This window comes from Paenibacillus sp. P4_E11 (assembly GCF_056401635.1).
Genome location: NZ_JBFUIX010000170.1, coordinates 1 through 6,304, shown reverse-complemented (window position 1 = coordinate 6,304; position 6,304 = coordinate 1). Strand labels below are relative to the sequence as shown.

The following is a 6,304-nucleotide window of genomic DNA, read 5'->3' as shown; positions in this document are numbered from 1 at the left end:
ACTCCTCGGCGATCTCCTTCAAATGCTTGGGTGCGTGGGGATCATGCAGTACGGGTATCCAGGAGCGTTCAAATCCTCGGTACGRCTTGGCTCCCAGGATCAGCGTGTCCATCTTGCCGCCCATCACATGCGCCTCTTTGTCAACCTCGGGGTCATGAATAAACCAATCCATACCAAAATTGTCTTCATTCGGACTGGCAAAGTACCCATCGATCGAAATCCGATTCAACATTTTGATTTTGCTCATTGCTATCACTCCTTGGTAAAGGGTAGTCATCCATAACGGAATAACCTTATCTTACCCGAAGGAGTTGTCATCACAATTGGACAAAACCGTCCTTTTTACAAATAGGACGATCCAGCCAGATCACTGTGAAATTCACTGACCTTCATAGCAATATGCTTCGGGCTTACCCAGGAAAACAACTTCATATCGCGTATAAAGTGAGACTGATCGTAATAATTCAGCGCATAGGCGACATCAGACAATCTTTCGTACTGCCCGGAGTGCATCAGCTTCAATGCTTCGTTGACGCGTCTTACCCTGATAAATAAATGCGGGGGCATACCTACGACACGAGCGAAGCGCTTCTGGAATTGCCGCTCGGAAATATGAAAAACAGCGACCAGCTCCCTTACTAAAACACTCGCGATATGATCATGTATATAAGCCAATATCAACTCGATAAGCTCGTCCCGCTTACTGGTCTGTTCCAGTCTTGTTATCATAAAATGATTGAGCAAAGAAACCTGTTCGTTGATTGAACCCGCAGTCTTGAGTTGTTCCTCAAGCTTCACCGCTCCAAATTGAGCAGGAACTAGAAGACCTTGGTTATATAAGGATGCGTCCCAACCGAAAATAGTGTACAGGCCATGGGGCTTAAACACCATCTGAATCGTGGTGTACGGTTTACGCCTAAAACGCATGATGCTCGGTTCCGACCCTTGTCCATGTAGAAACAATAGAGGAATATGAGATGTTTGTGCAGAGCGGATGGCGATACTCTCTATTGCTGCAGTTTTATCTTCGGCAAGTTGAAGCACAATGCCTGGGTAACCGCTCGGACACACCTTGACCTCGAGCGGCTGGTCTCCTATGTGCGATGCGATTCTTAGACATTCGATATCACGACTTAAAGCTGGAGGAGGTGGGAGAACAGTAAAGGAAATGGTTGTCATAGCTTTATTTTACAGGAAGCAAGTGCTGCACGAAAGACGAATTTTCATAGAGCCGGTAGATACAGGTCAATAATAAAAACGAAGCCCGCTTTTTGAAAGAGAGCTTCGCTTCATCATGGCCATCTCAGTTTTCCGCATCATGAGCATCATTAAGCATTTGCTTGAGATAACCATCCGAACTATCCCTCATCACATTACTGTAACACCTCGTACATGCGATCCAGCACTTGTACGGCCTGCTCCTCCATCTCCTTGATCGATTGCAAGAGACGGATCGCCTCCTCCGCAACGGCCGGGTCATTCGGATTGCCACCTCTGACGTTGAAGTCTACCATGAATGGGAACATCACGCACAACCGATCGAAYGGCCCCCGCATACTGCTGTATATGGATGCGGCATCCTGTGCCAATTGCTCAATCGATTTACTTCCAACATAGCTGCCGAGCGCTCCTCCACCCACCGAATCGAAGAACATAGCAGCATTATGCCGGGCATCCGAAATAACGAAGACATTGTAAGAGTTGCTTATGGGCTCCACCCGTCCACCCTGCAGCGCCTCGATCCAGACGTCATACCCGGCCAGACCGTTGATGCACTGTTCAGCATACTGCTCTTGTTCGCGGTAGTGTCGCAGAGCGGTGCCGAGCGCATTACGAAACATCGTTCGATTGTCCTGGGTGAAGGACGAGCGCACCGAAAGCACAAACAACATGCCCAACGTACCACGACTAAGGTGATCATATGGAACCTTATCGGTCTCGTAAACCGTGGAACAATCGCCGGCTATGAACTGCCGTGACTCATCGTCATACCCGTAGATTAGCGCAAACTCTGGAAAGTACAAATCCCACACTAGCACAGGATGTCCGCTATCCACGGTATGATGGATGAAATCGAGAGCTCGCGGTACCAATTCGGATAGCTGTCGCTTCATACGGGCTTCAGCGGTTTTTTCTTCCTCGGCCATCAATTGGAAGTTAGCATTCGAAGTTAACGGCCGGCCATGATCGCATATGTAGGTTGCCTTGTATCCGACCGCCTCCAGGATGCTGGATATGACTGTACCGAAATCGAACAACGTTGGTCCCGCAATGCCCACTGTCTCCCGAATGATGTTGACTCGGAACCCAAACCCGGTCAACCCCATCACCATCGGGATCGACAGCGGTCGGTCTGTGAACTCCAGCAATCCACATATGGCGGCCACGGCGGTCGTCCATGTCGTCGGATGCTCTAGCACTTTCGGTTTACTTAGTACTTTTGTTTTCATGACGCCCATTTCCTTTCGTGAACGAATGTATTGGTCAACAACGACACGAATATGCTCCTGGGCAAGTTTCTTCCGGGAACGAGACAATATCTGATATACATTCGTAGTGGACAACTGGAACAAACGTCCGATTTCTACTGGCGACAACTGCTCGAACAAAAACGATTCGAACACTTGCCGTTCCTTCTTGGACAAGCATTGCAGGATGCCTACCAGAGTCTCGAACATCTCCCTTCGAATGAGCCGCAGCGCAGGATCTGAACCATCCGGGTCCGGTTGACTTCGTCTCGCTGCCATTCGTCCCATGATATAGCTCAGACTGCCCCAGTCTTCCTTCTCATCGCTTACGTCTGATCGGGCGGACAACTCGGAGAAACTCCGTTCCTTAACCAACGGTCCTCGACTCATCTGGTTGTATGCCTGATTACGCACAATTCGCCGAATCCAAGGTGTGAACCGGCTGACGTCCGTAAGTGATCCTAAGCGCGTAAAAGCGCGGAACAGCGCATCCTGTACCACATCCTCAGCGGCGAACTGTTCCTTCGTAATCGACCTGGCGTACCCGAACATCTCATCCCGATGCCGCCTGGCAAGCTCGCCGAACGCCGAGCGGTCGCCCCCTTTGGCCAGACGAACAAGCTCATCATCGTGCTCCTGCTCATACTCATGCCGCTCATCCTGTTCCCGTTGATTCCTACCTTGCATCGTAACACCTCGCGAAAAARGTTGACCTATTCCATTGACACGACAGTCGAGCGCAATCTGACATTTCTCAGTAAAGATTATCGAATTATTGAAAGAGGACAAACCCATCTACATACATTGTCCAAGTGAGATTAGTGCATATCGATAATTCTTTCCCCGATTGTTCAGCAATCTCCTCTAATGTACGGTCACCATCAATGAGTTGCACAACCTCCCATTCCTGTTGGGATATGAATCGACGATGCGGCCATATGGGGTCATTATTAGTTAGAAGAAGCCGAGTTGAATCTTGTATTACGAATGGTTGGAAGTAAGGCACATGCTTCGACGTTACAGAATCAATCCCCCACTCTTCGGCAAGACGTGTTGCATAGGGTTGCATGAGAGTTTCATACAGTTCGTTATCACTTCCCTGAAACATGGGTTGGTACCATTCGGCTCCTCCAGCTGTGGCATACCAGCCTGATTCGCGTTTGTTTAGGTCATACCGTTCTGCAAATTCACTGGACTTATAAGCAATCCCTTCAATTTTATCGACATGAATCGTTTGGAAAACCTCATCAACCACTAAGTTTAAATTCCGGGTCATGGCAGCGATGCTAAAGTTGTCTTTCGCATAATTTGCTGCTTGCCTTCCTAATTCCTCACGGAGATTATGCTGTTGCAAGAGTGTGATGATGATATGGGCACCGTACGCCCAATCAGCCCTAACACCGTTTTTTGTTAGAACGGCATCAATGAAATAGCCGGTTGAAGCATGTTGAACCACATCTTTGAATCCTCCCCAGGATGTACACACTACAGGAACCCCGCACGAAGCTGCCTCCGCTTGAGAGAGACCAAAGTTCTCACGGTGGTAAAATCCTAGATTTACAGTCACATCTGCTGCTGAATACATACGTGCAAGCTCTTCTCCAAATAACGGACCAACAAATTTGACTCTATCAGCGATTCGCAAGTTGTCAGCAATCGTACGCAGCCAGTCAAGGTAACCCGTATTGCGAACACGAAATTCTCCAAAGGAAATATCGTCCTCTTCTCCCACAATACAAAGATGGGCATCAACGATCTGTGCCTGAACGGCTGCAAACATACGAAGTAAGGTATGAATATTCTTTTGCACATTAAGCCGTCCAACGTAAAGTAAAAGCGGAGAATCCTTTGGAATGGCATGTCTTCTTCGAGTTTCTTCTCGTTCATTTATAGGACGAGGATAGAAAACGGTCTGGTCGACACTAAGTGGAATAACCCATTCCTTGAGAGTACTCCACTCAACCAGACGCCTCCAGATCTCTTGATCTGCATGACAGCTGAAGATGAGCCCATCTTTAGACTGAAGTGTATTCTGCCATGGGATCAGCATCGCCTCTGCTCCCTTCGGCATCGCTCCACCAGCGAATAGAAGGGCAGGAATATCGATGGATAATTGTTTACGAAGACTTAGTGCGTATGCACTAGATGGATAAATATCAGCCCAGAGAATGTCTATGCCCTCAAGAAATGAAGTCATAGCTTCACGTTCATCGTCTGGATTCACTGGTGCATAGTAGGGGATAACTTGCGCTCTTTCGCGAAGAGCAAAGGTGACATCACGTGCAACTCTCCCCATACTCCAWAGTTTACCTAACTTCTGGGGTGCAGCATCCCAAGGAAAGTCCCCACAAAGCATTCCAATTCGAGGCTGTCGAGTATTTTCCATCGCTTAAAGCACCCCCTGTTTTTAGGACTATCTATGACCATTATAATCAGATTCAATGAACATAGAGAATCTGCCGACGGATCTCTTCGGCAGCACGAATAGCTGATCGACACGTCTGCTCCCAAACACCAAGCACAGGAAACTCTTCAACATAGTCCTTCATCGCTAAGGAGAGACCGCTTACTAATTCGACTGCTAATCCGCCCCTCTTATCCTTTTAATTTGGCATGCAATATCATCTTTACCTCATTTATATCCTGTAATTCTCTTATAGGTTTACCTGTAAGCTTCTCGTAGGTTATTTGAATGAAGCTTGCACCAAAATCATGTAACAAGGTACCCATAAATAATTTTTCAATAAAATCATCGTAATCCATATCTTTGTAGAACTCATGAATGAATTCGATATCATAATTGAATAAGTCAAACACAATGGGAGGGTATTCATACTCTGCTGGTGCGACCGTACTGTCCGCGAAATCAATCATATACATATCATTGTGTTTATCGAGGATGATATTGTCCGCGGTTAGATCACCGTGAACATACACACATGGGGACAGCTCATATTGTGTTACCATTTCTGCTATTTGTGCCTTGATGATTTCCGGATAACTATTCCATCTCACGTTATGAATGGCTCTTTCTTTCACAACCGATTGACTTACTTTATCGAGCGGTTTGCCGTTCATCTTCTGCAAATTTTGTTTCAGGACAAGAACAAACTTCTGTTTTTGAGCCAATGTGTATGATTTAAATGCATGACCTGCAGCTTGACCCTCAATATACTCCATGATCATATATCGGAATAGGTACTTATCTTGAATATCGGAATCTGCCAGTAATCGGGGGACTCGGATACCTAATCCGAGGGCTACTTGCATCGCTTGCAACTCAGCCTGATAAGCATCATCTGGTTGAGCACCCGATTCTAGTGGAGCAAAGATTTTGATCACATAATTACCTGCTCTGAAGACTGCATTGGTTCCGGGTGTTAGATGCGAAGTGCGCTCATATCCTGTGAGGTTCTCTCTCTTGAATATTTCCTCGATCAGTTTTTGAAAATCATCTAATGACTGATATACGGCTCCCCAGGAATTCCAATCATGAATCTCTTTCTGGAATAGATGCACTGTAACTCTCCTTGTTAGATCATTTGAATGGATGTCGATGCTAGAGGAAGCCCCATAAACTTGCAAGACCGCCCAGCAGCCTCAATGAGACTCTCTTCCCGTTCTTCCTGGGGCATGAATAGGTTGATTTCCATGTCAATACCTTTTTTCTTGATCGTTCGTTTCCATAACCCAACGATCTGACCGTCGATGACGACGGTCGGCATGAAGACGCCGTTATTACCTGGGACAACATGTGGTGCATACTCCGCTCTTAATACTGCACTGCGGTCCTTATAACCTAGCATATACTCATCGAATCCCGGAAGTAGATGCAC

The 6,304-nt window shown here is 46.9% G+C and carries 6 protein-coding genes; all 6 read right to left on the bottom strand.

The window, feature by feature from the left end:
- A partial coding sequence (locus tag AC1DWB_RS30250) for a dihydrofolate reductase family protein (RefSeq protein WP_477544812.1) occupies nucleotides 1-247 on the bottom strand: 247 nt, incomplete at its 3' end.
- Nucleotides 248-342: 95 nt separating this feature from the next.
- On the bottom strand, nucleotides 343-1,179 hold the full coding sequence (locus AC1DWB_RS30245; protein ID WP_477544811.1) for a helix-turn-helix domain-containing protein: 837 nt from the start codon (nucleotides 1,177-1,179) through the stop codon (nucleotides 343-345).
- 194 nt (nucleotides 1,180-1,373) lie between these two features.
- Nucleotides 1,374-3,155, bottom strand: a complete 1,782-nt coding sequence (locus AC1DWB_RS30240) for an RNA polymerase sigma factor (protein WP_477544810.1) — start codon at nucleotides 3,153-3,155, stop codon at nucleotides 1,374-1,376.
- Between the two features lie 85 nt (nucleotides 3,156-3,240).
- The gene (locus AC1DWB_RS30235) at nucleotides 3,241-4,854 is read right to left on the bottom strand and encodes a glycosyltransferase family 4 protein (RefSeq protein ID WP_477544809.1); all 1,614 of its coding nucleotides are present in this window, start codon (nucleotides 4,852-4,854) and stop codon (nucleotides 3,241-3,243) included.
- 209 nt (nucleotides 4,855-5,063) lie between these two features.
- Nucleotides 5,064-5,987 (bottom strand): phosphotransferase family protein, encoded by a 924-nt coding sequence (locus tag AC1DWB_RS30230; protein ID WP_477544808.1) that lies wholly within the window; start codon nucleotides 5,985-5,987, stop codon nucleotides 5,064-5,066.
- A gap of 14 nt (nucleotides 5,988-6,001) precedes the next feature.
- Nucleotides 6,002-6,304: DNA glycosylase AlkZ-like family protein (locus tag AC1DWB_RS30225; RefSeq protein ID WP_477544807.1), on the bottom strand; the 303-nt coding region annotated here is incomplete at its 5' end.